Below are 16,701 nucleotides of genomic sequence, written 5' to 3'. Positions count from 1 at the left end.
GTCCTTGGCTCATGGGCACCAGTAGATGTCCAGGGGGTCGTGAAGAAAGGCGCGAATCGGCATTTCGGTTGGGTCTTCTGCTGCCAGGGCGGCATGCAGGGTGGCGAGCTTGCCCGCGCCTTGCACGGACAGGGCGATGAAGCCGGCGCTGGCCAGCAGCGCGCGGGTCATGCTCAGGCGCTGGTGCGGCACGCTCGGCGCCAGCATCGGCAGGCAGCGACGCTCGCCGACCTTGGCCAGGCCCTGGCGCAGGTTGGGGCTGGCCGGGAACAGCGAGGCCGTGTGGCCGTCATCGCCCATGCCCAGCACCAGCACATCGATCGGCGGCAGGTCGGCGAGCACCTGGTCGGCCTGCTCGGCGGCGGCCTCCAGGGTCGCGGCGCTCTGGTACAGGCCGATGAAACGCGCCTTGGCCGCCGCGCCCTTGAACAGGTGGCGGGCCAGCAGGCCGGCGTTGCTGTCGTCGTGCGCCACCGGCACCCAGCGTTCGTCCGCCAGGCTCACGGTGACCTTCGACCAGTCCAGCACCTCTGCCGCCAGTTTCTCGAGAAACGGCACCGGGCTGCGGCCGCCGGACAGTACCACGCAGGCCTGGCCCTTGCTGGCGATGGCCTGGCGCAGGCGCTCGGCCACATCATGGGCCAGGGTTGCCGCCAGGGTTTTCGCATCAGCCAACTGATGCGCCTTCACCGTCGCCGGCAGTTGCAGTTCAGATATCGCCATACCAGGCCCTCCCATCGCGAGTGATCAATGCAATCGAGCTCATCGGCCCCCAGGAGCCGGCCGCATAGGGCTTGGGCGCGTCACCGCTGGCCTTCCAGCCGGCGATCAGCTGATCGCACCATTTCCAGGCGTATTCGATCTCGTCCTTGCGCACGAACAGGTTCTGGTTGCCGCGCATCACTTCCAGCAGCAGACGCTCGTAGGCGTCCGGAATCCGCGCGCTGCGCCAGGTGTCGGAGAAATTCAGCTGCAACGGGCCGCTGCGCAGCTGCATGCCCTTGTCCAGGCCCTGCTCCTTGGTCATCACCCGCAGCGAAATGCCTTCGTCCGGCTGCAGGCGGATGATCAGCTTGTTGCCGATCTGCAAACGCTGTTCCGGGGCGAAGATGTAGTGCGGGGTTTCCTTGAAATGAATGACGATCTGCGACAGCTTCTGCGGCATGCGCTTGCCGGTGCGCAGGTAGAACGGCACGCCCGACCAGCGCCAGTTGCGGATATCGGCGCGCAGGGCGACGAAGGTCTCGGTGTCGCTCTGGGCGTTGGCGTTGTCCTCTTCCAGGTAGCCCGGCACCGGCTTGCCGTCGCTGAAGCCGGCAATGTACTGGCCGCGCACCACATGGGTGCTCAGGCCTTCGCCGGTGATCGGTGCCAGTGCCTTGAGCACCTTGACCTTCTCGTCGCGGATGCTGTCGGCCGACAGGTCGCTGGGCGGGTCCATGGCGATCAGGCAGAGCAGTTGCAACAGGTGATTCTGGATCATGTCGCGCAGCTGGCCGGCCTTGTCGAAGTAACCCCAGCGGCCCTCGATGCCGACCTTCTCGGCAACGGTTATCTCCACATGGGAGATGGAATTCTGGTTCCACTGGGTTTCGAACAGGCTGTTGGCAAAGCGCAAGGCGATCAGGTTCTGCACCGTTTCCTTGCCCAGGTAGTGGTCGATGCGGTAGACCCGGCTCTCGGGGAAGAACCGCGCCACGGCGTCGTTGACCCGGCGCGACGACTCCAGGTCATGGCCGATGGGCTTTTCCAGCACCACCCGGGTACGCGACGCCAGGCCGGCCTTGTCGAGGTTCTCGCAGATCGCGCCGTAGACCGCCGCCGCCGTGGCAAAGTAGGCGATCAGCGGCTGCCCGCCCGGCGCCTGTTCGGCCAGGGCCTGGTAGCCCTCGGGCTCGACGAAGTCCAGGTGCAGGTAGCTCAGGCGCCCGAGGAAGCGCCCCAGGGAAGTGGCATCGATCTCGGCCTCCGGCACATGCCGGCGCAGATGAGCTTCGATGTTGTCCAGGTGCTCCTGCACGCTGCCCGGCTCGCGGGCCAGGGCCAGCAGGCGGGTGTCCGGGTGCAGGAGGTCGGCGCGGTCGAGCTGGTAGAGCGCGGGAAACAGCTTGCGCAACGCCAGGTCGCCGAGGGCGCCAAAGAGGGCGAAGGTGCAGGGTTCGACACTGATCGCAGCCATGATGTTGGTTCTTTTATAAATGTTGGACTAGGAATACCGGTTTCAACCCTGCTTTTCAAGGGTTAATGTAGTAAAAACCACAACATCGAATACAGCCATTACAGACAAGTGGTGTGACAATCTTACCGACAGTACGATACACGCCACCGCAAAAAGCCTGCTTCCCGACCCAAGGACACACCATGGACCGCGTGCGCAACCTCCTGGAACAGATCCAGGGCCGCCTCGACGAGCTGAACAAGGCCGAACGCAAAGTCGCCGAAGTCATCCTGCTCAACCCGCAACAGGCCACCCGCTTCAGCATCGCCGCCCTGGCCCAGGCGGCCAAGGTCAGCGAACCGACGGTCAACCGCTTCTGTCGCTCGTTCGGCGTCAGCGGCTACCCCGAGCTCAAGCTGCAACTGGCGCAGAGCCTGGCCAGCGGCGCCGCCTATGTCAGCCGCGCGGTAGAGGCCGACGACGATCCGGCCGCCTACACCCAGAAGATCTTCGGCAGCGCCATCGCCTCGCTGGACAGCGCCTGCCAGGCGCTCGACCCGCAGCAGGTCAGCCGCGCCGTGGACATGATGATCCAGGCCCGGCAGATCCACTTCTTCGGCCTCGGCGCCTCGGCCCCCGTGGCCCTCGATGCCCAGCACAAGTTCTTCCGCTTCAACCTTGCCGTGTCGGCCCACGCCGATGTGCTGATGCAGCGCATGCTGGCCTCGGTGGCCCACACCGGCGATCTGTTCGTGATCATCTCCTACACCGGGCGCACCCGCGAACTGGTCGAGGTGGCGCGCCTGGCCCGGGAAAACGGCGCCTCGGTGCTCGGCCTGACCGCCGCCGGCTCGCCCCTGGCCCAGGCCTGCAGCCTGAGCCTGCACATCCCGCTGCCGGAAGACACCGACATCTACATGCCGATGACCTCGCGAATCATCCAGCTCACCGTGCTCGACGTGCTCGCCACCGGCATGACCCTGCGCCGTGGCGTGGACTTCCAGCCGCACCTGCGCAAGATCAAGGAAAGCCTCAACGCCAGCCGCTACCCGATCGAGGACGACGACCTCAGCTGAGCCGGTGCGCCTGCAGCCGCAGGTGCGCCCGCTCCCCCGGCGCCAGGCTCAGGCCCTCGCCACTGCCGCTGGCCGCCTCGACGCAGACGAAGCCCTGGCATTCGCGCCCGGTCACACCCATCAACGGGCGATTGCCCGGATGCCAGACCACGGTGTCGTCGCTGTCGCCGGTGTCGATGCACAGCTCGCGCTGCCAGGCCGGGTCCTGCAACTGCACACGGGGTGTGCCGGGATAGACCTTCTGGCAGCCGCCCTTGAGGGTCAGCGCGCCGTCCTCGCGGCAGGCCTGGCGATTGAGGCGATCGTAGCCTTGGATATCCTCGAGCCCGGACAGCGCTATCTTCGACACGTCGCTGATCCGCCAGTAGGCCAGCAGCGCATGGCTCAGCTGGCAGGGCTCGCTGTCCTGGTGCTCGGTGCTCAGGCTCAGCTCCATGCTGGCACCGAGCCGGGCGTGCAGGTCGACCTGCCAGTCGCACAGGTCCAGGCGCCACTTCAGGGTCACGCCCCGCTCATCCTCAAGGCTGTCCACCAGCTTCCAGTCCAGCAGGCGCGCCCAGCCGTGGGCCGGCCACAGGTCCTCGCTGGGATGACGGCCATACCACGGCCAGCACACCGGCACGCCACCGCGGATGGCGCCCACTTGCGGCCACTGCTCGGCGCACCACAGCCAGGGCTTCTCGCCGGCCGGCTGGAAATGCAGCAGTTGCGCGCCCTGGCGGCTGAACACCGCCTGGCAGCATGGGTGGTCGATGATCAGCACATCGCGCTGCTGGTAACGCTCCCACTCGAAGGTCGGCCTGGGCCGTTGCGAGGTGAAGAAGCGATGTAGCGGATGTTCAGGCATGGTTCCAAGCTCTTTTGTTGTTCGAGATAGCGCTGTCTCGCTCCGTGCCCGCTAACCACTGCTGGCCAGTGGTTAGCGGGAGGTCGAGATGGATGGCGTAAATTTACAACAATTTTTCTCAGAATGACGACTGAATCTTCAACCCCGCGACCAGCGCGTTGTCGACATCGTCCACCCCACCCGGGCTCTTGATGTATTGCAGGTTCGGCCGCACGGTCAGCCAGTTGGTGACGTGGAAGCCGTAGTAGAGCTCGGCGTTGTACTCGGTGCGCTGCAACGGCACGAAGCCCGGATTGTCGTAGTCGTTGATACCGCTCTGGGCATTGAGCAGCTCGGCGCGCTTCTTCACGTCGTCATTGACGTGGATGCGGGCGATGCCGAAGCCGATGTCGTCCTTGGGCCGGGCATCGAAGGCGCCTTTGTAGACCAGGCCGACCTGCTGGTAGTTGTCGACCACGTTGGTGGCCTTGTCGTGCACGGTGAAGTTGGCGAACAGGCTCAGGCCGCGATTGACGTCGCCGGCATGGGCGGTGACCTGCTGCTGGGCCACCACCCACCAGCCGTGCTTGCTGGAGTGCGACTTGAACGCCGCGCCGGTCAGCGCCTGTGGGTTGCCGTTGATGTCGTCATACACATCGTCGGCCTTGGCGGTGCTGTAGTAGTAGCCCAGGCGGTACTCACCCGGCAGGCCGTTGACCTTTGGCGACCACACCGCCTCCACCGGCAGGATCGCGCCCTTGGTGCCGCTGCCGCTGAGCTTGAAGCCGTTGCCGGTCTCAAGGTTCGACGGGTTCTGCTCGTAGGCGCCGACCTGGACGAAGAATTCCGGGGTGATGTTGTACTTGACCCGCAGCGCCCACTGGCTGACCGGCCAGTTGTACCAGATGCCGCCGACCCAGTTGCCCACCTGCGAGCCGCAGAACGCCAGGTTCTGGAAATCGCAGGGGAAGCTGTTGAAGTCCTCGCCCTCGCCGAAGCGGCCGAATTTCACATCCAGCGCGCCGTCGAAGTACTTCTGCTTGATCCACATCTGGGTCAGGCGCCAGGTCTGGCCCCGGCCCCAGACTTCCTGTACCGAGCTGAACTGCCCGGCGCGCGGGTCGCTGATGCGATCGTTGGACAGGTTGCGGCCACTACGCTCGGTGATTGCCAGCTTGAACTCGGTGTCCTTCCAGCCGAAGATTTTCTCCAGGTCCAGGTGCGCGCCCAAGGCGAACTGGTCGCTGTAGCGCGCGGTCTTGTCGTCGTTGTAGCCGCCGTGCAGGTTGCCGGCCACCTCGCCGACGTAGTCGAGAGTGAAGTCATAGCCCTTCTCCAGCAACTCGGTGCGGGTGCCGCCCCAGTCGCCGGTCATCCATTTCGATTCCGACGAGAAAGCCTCGGCGGCCTGGGCCCCACTGCTGCCGACCACGGCCAGCAGTGCCAGTGAGCCCAGCGTCCTGATGCGATTGCGATGTTCCATCCCTTTGCGTCCTCTTTTCTTGTTATTAACAGAACGAATCAACGGCCAGGTCTTTTCCCACAGGGTATGACCGCCGTCCTTAACGGCCTTTGAAACGCGTCACGTTGTCCTTTACGGCGGTGGCGGCAAGGTCCAGGCGTTCGCCGCTACTGGCGTCGAACAGCAGCACCCGCGCCGGGTCGAACTGCAGGTTGAGGCTATCGCCGACCCGGCATGCCACATCCGGCGCCAGGCGGCAGCAGACCTTGATCTGGTTGAGGGTGACAAACACAAGCAGGTCCGGGCCGGTGGGCTCGGTGACCTGAACTTCGGCGCGAATGCCCGGCAGGCCATTGCCCTGCTCCGCGCCCAGGGTGATCTGCTCCGGGCGCACGCCGAGGATGATCTCGCGGCCTTCCAGCTCGTCCGCCGCCACGCCCAGCGGTAGCTCGCAGCGCGCCTGGCCGCTGTCGAGCAGCGCCAGCACGCGGCCGTCCTGCCGGGTCAGGCGCACCGGGATGAAGTTCATCGGCGGCGAACCAATGAAGCTGGCGACGAACAGGTTGGCCGGATCGTTGTAGATCTGCTGTGGCGTGCCGAACTGCTGGATGATGCCGTCCTTCATCACCGCCACCTTGTCACCGAGCGTCATCGCCTCGATCTGGTCGTGGGTGACGTACACCGTGGTGGTTTTCAACCGCTGGTGCATCAGCTTGATCTCGGTGCGCATCTCCACCCGCAGCTTGGCGTCGAGGTTCGACAGCGGCTCGTCGAACAGGTAGATCTTCGGCCGGCGCGCCAGCGCCCGGCCCATGGCCACGCGCTGTTGCTGGCCGCCGGACAGCTGCCCGGGCTTGCGCTCGAGCAGGTGCTCGATCTGCAGCAACTTGGCGACCCGTGCCACCTCCTCGTCGATGGCGGCCTGGGGCATCTTGCGGATCTTCAGGCCGAAGGCGATGTTGTCGCGCACGTTCATGGTCGGGTACAGCGCATAGGACTGGAACACCATGGCGATGTCGCGGTCCTTGGGGCTCATGCCGCTGACGTCCTCGTCATCGATGAGGATCGCCCCGCCGCTGATGCTTTCCAGCCCGGCGATGCAGTTCATCAGCGTCGACTTGCCGCAGCCCGAGGGGCCGACCAGGATCAGGAACTCGCCGTCCTTGATCGCCAGCTGGATGTCCTTGAGCGTGTCCGGCAGGCCCACGCCGTAGGTCTTGTGCACATTGCGAAGTTCGAGTGTTGCCATGACTTACCCCTTGACCGCGCCGGCGGTCAGCCCGCGCACGAAATACTTGCCCGCGACCACGTAGACCAGCAGCGTCGGCAGCCCGGCAATCATCGCCGCAGCCATGTCGACGTTGTATTCCTTGGCCCCGGTGCTGGTGTTGACCAGGTTGTTCAGGGCCACGGTGATCGGTTGCGAGTCGCCGCTGGAGAACACCACGCCGAACAGGAAGTCGTTCCAGATCTGGGTGAACTGCCAGATCAGGCAAACCATGATGATCGGCGTCGACATCGGCAGGATGATCCGCCCGAAGATGGTGAAGAACCCGGCGCCGTCCAGGCGCGCCGCCTTGACCAGCGCCTCGGGAATGCTCACGTAGTAGTTGCGAAAGAACAGCGTGGTGAAGGCCAGGCCGTACACCACATGCACCAGCACCAGCCCGCTGGTGGTGCTGGCCAGGCCCAGCTTGCCGAGGGTGAACGAGGCCGGCAGCAGCACGGTCTGGAACGGCAGGAAGCAGCCGAACAGCAACAGGCCGAAGAACAGTTGCGAGCCACGGAAGCGCCACATCGACAGCACGTAGCCGTTGAGCGCGCCGATGGCCGTGGAAATCAATACCGCCGGCACGGTGATCAGGATCGAGTTGACGAAGTAGCCACTGACCGTGGCCCAGGCCTTGCTCCAGCCAATGGCGGTGAACGCGGTCGGCCAGCTCAGCAGGTTGCCGCTGCCGATGTCCTCGGGGGTCTTGAAGCTGGTCAGCAGCATCACTACCAGCGGCACCAGGTACAGCAGCACGGCCAGCAGCAGCAGGGCGTGGATGGCGATGCGGCTGAGGTTCAGTGCGGGTTTGTCGGTCAGGCTAGTCATGGCGTTTGCCCCGCAATTCGGAATACAGGTACGGCACCAGGATCGCCAGGATGGCGCCGAGCATCAGGATCGCGCTGGCCGAACCCATGCCCATCTGCCCGCGGCTGAAGGTGAACGAGTACATGAACATGGCCGGCAGGTCCGAGGAGTAGCCCGGGCCACCGGCGGTCATCGCCGCCACCAGGTCGAAGCTCTTGATGGCAATATGCGAGAGGATCATCAGCGAGCTGAAGAACACCGGGCGCAGGCTGGGCAGCACCACGGTCCAGTAGATGCGCGGCAGGCTGGCGCCATCGAGCTGGGCGGCGCGGATGATCGACTGGTCGACGCCGCGCAGGCCGGCGAGGAACATCGCCATGATGAAGCCCGAGGCCTGCCACACCGCAGCAATCACCAGGCAGTAGATCACGCGGTCGGGGTCGATCAGCCAGTCCAGGCGAAAGCCTTCCCAGCCCCAGTCGCGCAGCAGCTTGTCAAGGCCCATACCGGGGTTGAGCAGCCACTTCCAGGCGGTACCGGTGACGATCATCGACAGGGCCATGGGGTACAGGTAGATGGTGCGGATGAAACCTTCGCGGCGGATGCGCTGGTCGAGCAGCACGGCGAGGAACACGCCGATAGCCAGGGTGATGCCGATGAACAGGCCGCCGAACAGCAGCAGGTTCTTGCTCGCCACCCACCAGCGGTCGTTGTCGAACAACCGCGCATACTGCGCCAGGCCCGCCCACTTGTAGGTAGGCAGGAAGGTCGAGGTGGTGAACGAGAGGACGAAGGTCCACAGGATGTAGCCGTAGAAGCCCACCAGGACGATGAACATGCTCGGCGCCAGCACCAGTTTCGGTAGCCAGCGCTGCAGCGCATCCAGGGGGGAGGCCCGCAGGCGGGCGGTTGCTGTGGTCATGATTGCACACCTGGAAAAGGGTCAGCACATCACCTGTGGGAGCGGGTTTACCCGCGAAGCAGACACTGCGGTGCCTGGCACCGGCTATGCCGGTGTTCGCGGGTAAACCCGCTCCCACAGGGATCTCGCCAGCCTCGGCGTTGGCTATTGGGCGGCTTTGACTGCCGAGTAGAGCTTCTTCGCCGCATCCGCAGGATCGGCCTTCGGATCGTTGATGTAGTTGGTCACCACATCGAAGAACGCCCCCTGCACCGCCAGCGTGGTCGCCATGTTGTGCGCCATGCTCGGTTGCAGGCCACCGGACTTGGCGTCAGCCAGGAAGTCCTTGGCCGCGGTCTGGGCGCAGCTGTCGAAGCCGTGCTTGCCCATGTCAGCGAGCATGTCGTTACGCACCGGGATCGAGCCCTTGTTGGTGCTGAAGACCTTCTGGAACTCCTCGCCCAGCACCTTGCGGGCGATGTCCTGCTGGCCCGCCGCGGTACCCTTGTCCTTCTGCTTGAACACCACCAGCGAGTCGATGTTGTAGAGGAAGGCCTGGTCGGTGCCGGGGAAGGCCACGCACTGGTAGTCCTTGCCGGCGGTTTTCTTAGCCAGGGTCCATTCGCTCTTGGCCCAGTCGCCCATGATCTGCATGCCGGCCTTGCCGTTGATGACCTTGGCCGCCTCCAGGTTCCAGTCCTGGCCCTTTCCGTCAGGGTCCATGTAGGTGGCGACCTTCTTCAGCTCGGTGAGCGCCTTGACCATCTCGGGGCCGGTCAGGGCCTTTTCGTCCAGCTCGACCAGGGCCTTCTTGTAGCCGTCGACGCCCATCACCGAGAGCACCACACTCTCGAACACAGTGCTGTCCTGCCACGGCTGGCCACCGTGGGCGAGCGGGATGAAGCCGGCGGCCTTGAGCTTGTCACCGGCGGCGTAGAACTCCGCGAGGGTGGTCGGCGCCTTGTCGATGCCGGCCTTCTTGAACACTTGCGGGTTGATCCACAACCAGTTGATGCGGTGGATGTTCACCGGCACGGCCACGTAGCTGCCTTCGTACTTCACGGTGTCGGCAACCTTCTTGTCGAGCAGGCTGTCCCACTTCTCTTCCTTGGCCACGTCCTTGAGCACATCGGTGTCGAGCAAGCCGGTGGATGCCCAATCCTGGATATCCGGGCCCTTGATCTGCGCGACTCCGGGCGGGTTGCCGGCCACGGCGCGGCTCTTGAGCACGGTCATGGCGGTGGCGCCACCGCCACCGGCCACGGCGCCGTCCTTCCAGGTGAAGCCGTCCTTCTCGACCTGGGCCTTGAGCACATCGACCGCGGCCTTTTCGCCGCCGGAGGTCCACCAATGGACGACTTCCACGCTGCCTTTGGAGTCGGCAGCCTGGGCACTGAGGGAGAACAGGGAGGCGAAGGAGATCGCGGCGGCGAGACGAAGCGTCGAATGCATGGGAATACCTTTCTTGTTGTTATGCGAGGCAAGACTGTCGCTTGCATGGCATGGAGTGTAAGGAGCCCGCGCCCGGCGCCAGGTAACGAACGGATGCGCGAATGTCATCATCTGGTTACATGGCCAGGGCCGTGGCCAGGCTCGGCGCCAGCGGCAGGCGCGGTAGCAGCAGGGCCTGGTAGGCGTGGTAGAGGTCGGGCTTGCCGCCCCAGATGCGCGCACTGGGCAGCAGCGCCGGGTCCAGCTCGTGGTGCCAGCTGCCGTGACCGCGGTCGATGAAATGGCTGGCGATGAAGTCCCAGAAGCAGCGATACCAATGTTCGTATTGCGCCTCGCCGGTACGCCGCAACAGGGCCGCGGCGGTGGCGCTGGCCTCGGCATGCACCCAGTGCAGGCGCTCGCGCACCACCGGGCGGTTGCGCCAGTCCAGGGTGTAGACCAGCCCCGATGCGCCATCGGCCTGCCAGGCATGCTTGCAGGCGCTGTCGAACAGTCCCCTGGCGGCAGGCAGCAAGGACTCCGGCGCGGGCAGTTGCGCCCGTTGCAGGGCCGCTTCCAGGTGCAGTACCAGGCGTGCCCATTCGAAGGCATGACCGGGCGTGGTGCCGTAGGGGCGGAAGCCGTCGGCGGGGTTGTCGCGGTTGTAGTCGGGCAATGCCTGCCAGTGCTCGTCGAAATGCTCGGTGACCCGCAGACCATCGGCGGCAGCCTGGCCAAGGATCAAGCGCTCGACCATTCGCAGGGCGCGGTGCAGCCACAGCGTGTCACCGGTCACGTCGGCCAGGGCGAGAAACGCCTCGACGCCGTGCATGTTGCTGTTGGCGCCACGGTAGGCTTCTGCCTGCTGCCAGTCGCGGGAGAACGACTCGCGCAGGGCACCCTCCTCCTCGCACCAGAAGCGCTGCTCGATGACCCGGACCACGGCATCCAGCAGTGCCTGGGCCTGTGTGACATCCGCCACCACCGCCGAACTGGCGGCAAGGGCGACGAAGTCATGCAGGTAGGCGGCCTTGCCGGTGTCGCCGTGACCTTCGGGCTGGGCGTACCAGCCGTCGTGCTCCTGGTCGCGCAACGGGCCCAGCAGGGCCTCGACGCCATGCTCGACCAGCTCGCGGCAACCCGGAACGCCCTGGATATGCGCCAGGGCGAAGCTGTGGGTCATGCGCGCGGTGTTCATGGTCTCGGCCAGGGCGCAACGGGGCAGGCGGCCTTCGTCATCGAGGTTGCCGAAACCCTGGGGCAGGCGCGAAGCCCTGGCGAAGGCGAGCAGGCGCAGGGCCTCGGCGTCGAGCCAGGCATGGTGTGTCGGGGAGTCGATCCAGCGGTTGGCCATGGGCGTGGTCTTCCTTGTTGTTGTCAGCCGATTCTAGTCAGCCGTCCTGGCTGGCATGTCACGAAGGCCTGCCGAATTGTCACCATGTAGTGACATCAGTCCCCTGTAGGAGCGGCCTTGTGCCGCGAAAGGGTTGCGAAGCAGCCCCAGCAATTTCAGATCCCTGGGGCCGCTCTGCGGCCCTTTCGCGGCACAAGGCCGCTCCTACAGGGGATCGCGTCATTCGGCTGTACGCGGCAGGTACAAGGTCACCCGCAACCCACCTTCACGCAGATTCAACAGGCTCACCTCTCCCCCATGGCTATGGGCGATATTGCGTGCAATCCCCAGCCCCAGCCCATACCCCTGCTGCTGCCCGGCCAGCCGGAAGTGCGGCTCGAACACCTGCTCCAGGCGCTGCTCCGGCACCCCCGGCCCCTGGTCATCCACTTGGAGGACGAAGCTTTCGGTACTGTCGAGGATCCGCAGGTGTGCCCGCTCGCCGTACTTGATGGCATTGTCGATCAGGTTGCCGATGCAACGGCGCAGGGCCAGCGACTTGCCGGGATACGGCGCCAGCGCCTGCCCTTCGAGGGTAATGCGGCCGTCGCCGATATAAGGTTCGGCAAGCATCTCCAGCACCTGGTTGAGGTCGATCGGCTCGATGTTCTCGTGAATGTCGGTGTCCTTCACGCACTGCAACGCGCCCTTGACCAGCAGCTCCAGTTCGTCGAGGTCGCGGCTGAACTTCGCTTGCAGCTTCTCGTCCTCGAGCAGCTCGACCCGCAGGCGCAGGCGTGTGATCGGCGTGCGCAGGTCATGGGAAATGGCGCTGAACAACTGGGAGCGCTCGGTGAGGTAACGGCTGATGCGCTCGCGCATGCTGTTGAACGCCCGCCCCACCTCGACCACTTCGCTGCCGCCGCCCTCGGCCACCGGAGCCACGTCGGCGCCCAACGACATTTCCCGCGCCGCCCGCGCCAGGCGCTTGAGCGGCCGGCTCTGCCAGTGCACCAGCAGGCCGATGAACAGCAACAGCAAGGAGGTGGTCAGGGCAATGAAACCGATCTGCTGTCGTGGCAGACGTTCGGCTTCGAGGCTGGTGTACGGCTCAGGTAGCAGGGAGGCGATGTACAGCCACTCTCCTTCGCCCAGGCGGATCTGAGTCACCAGCACCGGCGGGTTGAGCGGTTCCAGGGTCAACGAATAGTGCGCCCACGAACGGGGCAGCTCATCGAGCTTCAAGCCGCTGTTGAAGATCCGCAGGTCGTCCGGGCTGACGAACTCGACGGAGATTTCCATCTGCTGGCCCAGCCGCTCGTGCAACACCTGCTGGAACACCTCGATCACCGCCTGCTTGCGCGGGGTGACGGGCAGCACCGGCATCTCCAGCGGCCTGACGTTGAGCGAGACGAAGAAGCGCGTCCCGCCCATGCTGCGCAACTGGTCGAGGACCATGGGCCGGTAGGCCACCGGCAGCGAACGGAAGTAGCTGACGCTGGCGCTCATCGAGTGGGCCAGGCTGCCGGCGCTGGCACGCAGGCCCTGCAGCTGGCTGGCGCGCAATTGCGCCACCCAGATCAGGCTCGACAGCCCCTGGGCCAGCAACACCACCAGCAGGGTCAGCAGCAGCATGCGCCCCAGCAGCGAGCGCGGCAGCAGGCGCCAGCGGCGCTCGCTAGGCCGGGCAGACATTGGCCGCCAGCAGGTAGCCGCTGCCGCGCACGGTACGGATCAGCCGAGGGGGTTTTTCCGTGTCGCGCAGGCGCTGGCGCAGGCGGCTGACCGCCATGTCGACGATACGGTCCAGCGGCATCGGCTCGCGACCACGGGTGGCGTTGCCGATGGTGTCGCGGTCGAGGATCTGCTGCGGGTGGTCGAGGAACAGCTTGAGCAGGGCGAAGTCGGCGCCGGAGAGGATCACCTCCTCGCCATCGCGATGGAACAGCCGATGGCTGACCGTGTCCAGGCGCCAGTCGTCGAAGGCCAGCACCGCGCTGGCCGGCGCCGCCTGGCCGAAGTCGGCGCGGCGCAACAGGGCCTTGATGCGGGCCTGCAGTTCACGTGGGCTGAAGGGTTTGCCGAGGTAATCGTCGGCGCCCAGCTCCAGGCCGATGACCCGGTCGGCCTCGTCGGAGCTGGCGGTCAGCATGATGATCGGCACCCGCGCCTGGCGCGGGTGCTGGCGGACCCAGCGGCACAGGCTGAAGCCGTCCTCGTCGGGCAGCATCACGTCGAGGATCACCAGGTCGTAGGGGTTGGCGTCCAGGGCACGGCGAAAGCCCTGGCCGTCGGGCTCGGCATGGACCTGCAGGCCGCAACGGGCCAGGTAGGTCTGCAACAGTTCGCGGATATCCTGGTCGTCGTCGACCATCAGGATCGATTTGCCGGCAGTGCTCACAATGGTCAGTCCTCTTGTAAACGCAGGTCTTCATGCCTGCTGTACGGGGCCCTGTGGGAGCGGGTTTACCCGCGAATGCGTCGGTGAAGCAACTACAGTATTCGCGGGTAAACCCGCTCCCACAGGGATCAGTGATCCAACGCCTGCTGCAAGGCCACCCCGGCCCCCAGCAACCCGGAAAACTCCGCCGTCACCAGCCATACCGGCACCCCGGCAAAATAACCGCTCATGCAGCCCTTGTCGGCGAAACTCGCGGCGAATCCGCTGCCCAGGAACAACTCGGCGAAACGCGGAATCACCCCTCCGACAATGTAGACCCCACCCCGGGCGCCCAGGGTGAGCACGTTGTTGCCCGCCACCCGCCCGAGGAAACGGCAGAACTGCTCGATCACCGCCAGTGCCCGTGGCTCGCCGGCCAGGGCCGCGTCGGTGATCTGCGCCGGAGTCTTGTGCGTCGGCGTGGCGCCGTCGAGCACACAGATCGCCTGGTACAACCGCACCAGCCCACCGCCACTGAGCACCGTCTCGGCGCTGACATGGCCGATCTGTCGGTGAATCTCCTGATGGATCGCCGCCTCGCGAACATTGCCCACCGGCAGGTCGACATGCCCGCCCTCCCCCGGCAGCGCCAGCCAGTGCTCGCCCAGGCGCAGCAGGCTGCCCACGCCCAGGCCGGTGCCGGGGCCGATCACCAGCGCCGGGCGCGACGGGTCGGCGAGGCCTGCGCAGACCTCGCGGAACTCACCGTCGCGCAGGCGCGTCATGCCCAGGGCCATGGCGGAAAAATCGTTGATCAGCAACAGGCGCTCGACCTGCAGCGTCTGGCAGAACGCGCTGCGGCTCAGGCGCCAGTGGTTGTTGGTGAAGCGGAATTCGTCGCCGTCCACCGGACCTGCCACCGCCAGACACACCGCCACCAGGCCGCCACGGGCGATACCCTGGTCGGCCAGGTAGGCCTCGATGGCCTGCTCAGGGCTGGTGTAATCGGCGGTGGCCAGCACCTGGACCGCCTGCAGCTCGTTGTCGCGCCATAAGGCAAAACGTGCGTTGGTGCCGCCGATGTCGCCGACCAGCAAGGCCTTCATTTGAGGTTCTCCAGGGCCGAGGTGAAGGCGCTCGCGCCCTGTTCGGCCGAGCTGAACGCCACGCGCATGAAGCCGAACAGCTCGCGCCCGCAGCCCAGGTCGTTGCCCGTGGGCGGCTCGGGCAGCTCACGGCTGGCCAGCTCCTCGGCCGAGACCATGATCCGCAGCGTGCCTTCGGCACCATCGACGCGCACGATATCACCATCGCGCACCCGCGCCAGCGGGCCACCGTCGAAGGCTTCCGGGCAAACGTGGATGGCTGCCGGGATCTTGCCCGAGGCACCGGACATGCGCCCGTCGGTGACCAGCGCCACCTTGAAGCCGCGGTCCTGCAGCACGCCGAGGAACGGTGTCAGCTTGTGCAGTTCGGGCATGCCGTTGCAACGCGGGCCCTGGAAGCGCACCACGGCGACGAAGTCGCGCTCCAGCTCGCCGGCCTTGAACGCATCGGCCAGCGCCTGCTGGTCGTGGAACACCCGGGCAGGCGCCTCGACCACGCGATGCTCAGGCGCGACCGCCGATACCTTCATCACACCGCGCCCCAGGTTGCCTTCCATGACCCGCAGGCCGCCCTCGGCGGAGAACGGCCGCGCCACCGGGCGCAGGATGCTTTCGTCGAGGCTGTCCTTCGGCCCCTCACGCCACACCAGCCGGCCATCCTCGAGGAACGGCTCCTGGGTGTAGCGACGCAGGCCATGCCCGGCCACGGTGTTGACGTCCTCGTGCAGCAGGCCCGCGTCGAGCAGCTCGCGAATGAGGAACGCCATGCCGCCGGAGGCCTGGAAGTGGTTGATGTCGGCCTTGCCGTTCGGATAGACGTGGGACAGCGTCGGCACCACCTCGGACAGATCGGCCATGTCCTGCCAAGTCAACTGGATGCCGGCGGCCTGGGCGATGGCCGGGATGTGCAGGGTGTGGTTGGTCGAGCCGCCGGTGGCGTGCAGGGCGACGATCGAGTTGACCAACGCCTTCTCGTCGACAATCTCGCCAATCGGCATGAAGTTGCCACTGGCCTTGGTCATCCGCGTGACCTGGCGCGCGGCCTCGGCGGTGAGGGCATCGCGCAGCGGCGTGTAGGGATTGACGAACGAAGCACCCGGCAGGTGCAGGCCCATCACTTCCATCACCAGCTGGTTGGTGTTGGCGGTGCCGTAGAAGGTGCAGGTGCCCGGGCCGTGGTAGCTCTTCATTTCCGATTCGAGCAGTTGTTCGCGGGTGGCCTTGCCCTCAGCGTAGCGCTGGCGCACATCGGCCTTTTCCTTGTTGGACAGGCCCGAGACCATCGGCCCGCCCGGCACGAAGATCGTCGGCAAGTGGCCGAAGCGCAACGCGCCCATCATCAGGCCGGGAACGATCTTGTCGCAGATGCCCAGCATCAATGCGGCGTCGAACATGTTGTGCGACAGGGCGATGGCGGTGGACATGGCGATCACCTCGCGGCTGGCGATGGCCAGCTCCATGCCCGGTTCTCCCTGGGTGACGCCATCGCACATGGCCGGCACGCCGCCGGCGAACTGGCCAACCGAGCCAACTTCGCGCAGGGCCTGCTTGATCTGCTCGGGGAAGTGCTGGTACGGCTGGTGCGCCGAGAGCATGTCGTTGTAGGCCGAAACGATGGCCACGTTGGCGGCGTTCATCAGGCGCAGGGTCTGCTTGTCCTCGCCGCCACAGCCGGCCACGCCATGGGCGAAGTTGGCGCACTGCAGGCTGGCGCGCATGGGTCCGTCACTGGCCGCCCCACGGATCAGCTCAAGGTAGCGTTCACGGGTACGGCGGCTGCGGGCGATCAGCCGTTCGGTGACCTCAAGGATGCGCGGATGCATGTACTGGACTCCAGGCTAACTGTGGGGCGGCCTCCACTGGCCATTTCCCCTCCAAACGATTGCGACCTAGGCTCTAGAAAAAGGTGCCTGGACCGTTCGAAATGGGGCTGACCCGACCACTCGTTGTA

At 65.8% G+C, this 16,701-nt stretch carries 14 protein-coding genes; 1 reads left to right on the top strand and 13 read right to left on the bottom strand.

The window, feature by feature from the left end; translation table 11 throughout:
- Positions 1–9: 9 nt before the first annotated feature.
- The gene (pgl, locus tag DMX06_RS15655; protein ID WP_110738322.1) at positions 10–723 is read right to left on the bottom strand and encodes a 6-phosphogluconolactonase; all 714 of its coding nucleotides are present in this window, start codon (positions 721–723) and stop codon (positions 10–12) included.
- Positions 710–2,179, bottom strand: a complete 1,470-nt coding sequence (gene zwf / locus DMX06_RS15650; RefSeq protein WP_110738321.1) for a glucose-6-phosphate dehydrogenase — start codon at positions 2,177–2,179, stop codon at positions 710–712. Before zwf ends, pgl begins: the two co-directional genes overlap by 14 nt.
- Positions 2,180–2,370: 191 nt before the next feature.
- Here zwf and hexR point away from each other — a divergent pair, with 191 nt between their 5' ends.
- A complete protein-coding gene (gene hexR / locus DMX06_RS15645; protein ID WP_181427842.1) occupies positions 2,371–3,234 on the top strand; it encodes a DNA-binding transcriptional regulator HexR in 864 nt (287 codons plus the stop codon).
- Here hexR and DMX06_RS15640 read toward each other — a convergent pair.
- From DMX06_RS15640 to edd, 11 genes are all read right to left on the bottom strand, one after another.
- Positions 3,227–4,081, bottom strand: a complete 855-nt coding sequence (locus DMX06_RS15640; RefSeq protein WP_110738320.1) for a D-hexose-6-phosphate mutarotase — start codon at positions 4,079–4,081, stop codon at positions 3,227–3,229. The genes hexR and DMX06_RS15640 overlap by 8 nt on opposite strands.
- 118 nt (positions 4,082–4,199) lie before the next feature.
- A complete protein-coding gene (locus tag DMX06_RS15635; protein ID WP_110738319.1) occupies positions 4,200–5,543 on the bottom strand; it encodes a carbohydrate porin in 1,344 nt (447 codons plus the stop codon).
- Between the two features lie 79 nt (positions 5,544–5,622).
- Positions 5,623–6,771 carry an ABC transporter ATP-binding protein gene (locus DMX06_RS15630; RefSeq protein ID WP_110738318.1) on the bottom strand — a complete coding sequence of 383 codons (1,149 nt, stop codon included), beginning with the start codon at positions 6,769–6,771 and terminating at the stop codon, positions 5,623–5,625.
- Between the two features lie 3 nt (positions 6,772–6,774).
- A complete protein-coding gene (locus tag DMX06_RS15625) occupies positions 6,775–7,620 on the bottom strand; it encodes a carbohydrate ABC transporter permease (protein WP_110738317.1) in 846 nt (281 codons plus the stop codon).
- Positions 7,613–8,521, bottom strand: coding sequence for a carbohydrate ABC transporter permease (locus DMX06_RS15620; protein WP_110738316.1), 909 nt, complete (start codon positions 8,519–8,521; stop codon positions 7,613–7,615). Before DMX06_RS15620 ends, DMX06_RS15625 begins: the two co-directional genes overlap by 8 nt.
- Before the next feature lie 144 nt (positions 8,522–8,665).
- Positions 8,666–9,952, bottom strand: coding sequence for an ABC transporter substrate-binding protein (locus tag DMX06_RS15610; protein ID WP_110738315.1), 1,287 nt, complete (start codon positions 9,950–9,952; stop codon positions 8,666–8,668).
- 115 nt (positions 9,953–10,067) lie between these two features.
- Complete coding sequence (locus DMX06_RS15605) at positions 10,068–11,285, bottom strand: D-mannose isomerase (protein ID WP_110738314.1); 1,218 nt, start codon at positions 11,283–11,285, stop codon at positions 10,068–10,070.
- 219 nt (positions 11,286–11,504) lie between these two features.
- A complete protein-coding gene (locus tag DMX06_RS15600) occupies positions 11,505–12,959 on the bottom strand; it encodes an ATP-binding protein (protein WP_110738313.1) in 1,455 nt (484 codons plus the stop codon).
- On the bottom strand, positions 12,943–13,665 hold the full coding sequence (locus DMX06_RS15595; protein ID WP_110738312.1) for a response regulator: 723 nt from the start codon (positions 13,663–13,665) through the stop codon (positions 12,943–12,945). The genes DMX06_RS15600 and DMX06_RS15595 overlap by 17 nt, the downstream gene beginning before the upstream one ends.
- Positions 13,666–13,793: 128 nt before the next feature.
- The gene (locus DMX06_RS15590) at positions 13,794–14,750 is read right to left on the bottom strand and encodes a glucokinase (protein ID WP_110738311.1); all 957 of its coding nucleotides are present in this window, start codon (positions 14,748–14,750) and stop codon (positions 13,794–13,796) included.
- Complete coding sequence (gene edd / locus DMX06_RS15585) at positions 14,747–16,573, bottom strand: phosphogluconate dehydratase (protein WP_110738310.1); 1,827 nt, start codon at positions 16,571–16,573, stop codon at positions 14,747–14,749. Before edd ends, DMX06_RS15590 begins: the two co-directional genes overlap by 4 nt.
- Positions 16,574–16,701 lie beyond the last annotated feature (128 nt).

The sequence above is a fragment of the Pseudomonas mosselii genome (assembly GCF_003205295.1).
Classification (GTDB): Bacteria; Pseudomonadota; Gammaproteobacteria; order Pseudomonadales; family Pseudomonadaceae; genus Aquipseudomonas; species Aquipseudomonas mosselii_B.
The sequence above is the reverse complement of the archived record's forward strand: the minus strand, read 5'-3'. Positions and strand labels throughout refer to the sequence as shown.